The sequence below is a fragment of the Streptomyces sp. NPDC049040 genome, from assembly GCF_043197715.1.
Classification (GTDB): domain Bacteria; phylum Actinomycetota; class Actinomycetes; order Streptomycetales; family Streptomycetaceae; genus Actinacidiphila.
Map to the genome: position 1 here is coordinate 1 of NZ_JBICTO010000049.1, position 1,248 is coordinate 1,248.

Genomic DNA, 1,248 nt, shown 5'->3' on the forward strand with positions numbered 1-1,248 from the left:
GCCAGGACGGCGCCGACCAGGCGGATCAGGGCGGTGCGGTCGGGGAAGATCCCGACGACGTCGGTGCGGCGGCGGATCTCCTTGTTCAGCCGTTCCTGCGGGTTGTTGGACCAGATCTGCCGCCAGATCTCGCGGGGGAAGGTGGTGAACGCCAGCAGGTCTGCTTGGGCGGTGTCGAGGTGGTCGGCGGCCTTGGGGAACTTGGCTTCCAGGGCGTCCAGGACGTGCCGCATTTGAGCTTTCACGGCGTCTGTGTCGGGCTGCTCGAAGACCGTCCGCAGCAGCGTCGCAACCCACGGCTGGGCGGACTTCGGGACCTGGGACAGCAGGTTCCTCGCGTAGTGGGTTCGGCAGCGCTGCCAGGACGCACCGGGCAGGACCGCACCGATCGCGGCCACCAGACCGGTGTGGGCGTCGGAGACGACGAGCTGGACGCCGCCCAGGCCGCGGGCGGTCAGGGATCGCAGGAACGCCAGCCAGCCGGCGCCGTCCTCGGCCGTGGCGACGTCGATGCCGAGGATCTCACGGTGCCCGTCGGCGTTGACGCCGACCGCGACCAGCGCGTGGACATTGACGATCCGGCCACCCTCGCGGACCTTCTGGGTCAGGGCGTCGACCCAGACGAACGCATATGGTCCGGCGTCCAAGGGCCGGTTTCGGAACGCTGTGACCTGCTCGTCCAGGTGCTTGGCCATGGCGCTGACCTGCGACTTCGACAGCTGGGTGACGCCGAGGGACTGGGCGAGTTTCTCCACCCGGCGCGTGCTGACGCCGAGCAGGTAGGCGGTGGCGACCACGGAGATGAGGGCCTGTTCGGCCCGGCGGCGGCGTTCCAGCAGCCAGGCCGGGAAGTAGCTGCCGGTCCGCAGTTTGGGGATCGCGAGTTCGACGGTTCCCGCGCGGGTGTCCCACTCGCGTGAGCGGTAGCCGTTGCGGTGGTTGACGCGTTCCTCGCTGACCTGCCCGTACTCGGCGTTGCACAGAGCGTCGGCCTCCGCCGACATGAGCGCGTCGGTGAAGGTCTTGACCATCGCGCGCAGCAGGTCGGGACTCGCCGCGGCGAGGTTGTCCTCGGTCAGGGCGTGCAGGGGCAGACTGTCTGGTGCGGTCATCGTGCTGATCTCCTTCGAGGCTTCGACACTTCGAAGATCAGCCGGTGGCCGTCTCTCTATGCGGGCACCAACCCGGACACCGGGACAAACCCCCGGATCAGGTCCAACCCGCTACACCACTTCCAAGGACGCAACC

The 1,248-nt window shown here is 68.7% G+C and carries 1 protein-coding gene; it reads right to left on the reverse strand.

Annotated elements, in window-relative coordinates; genetic code table 11:
• Positions 1–1,112: IS256 family transposase (locus ACGFMP_RS37220; RefSeq protein ID WP_393678534.1), on the reverse strand; the 1,112-nt coding region annotated here is incomplete at its 3' end.
• Between the last annotated feature and the right edge of the window lie 136 nt (positions 1,113–1,248).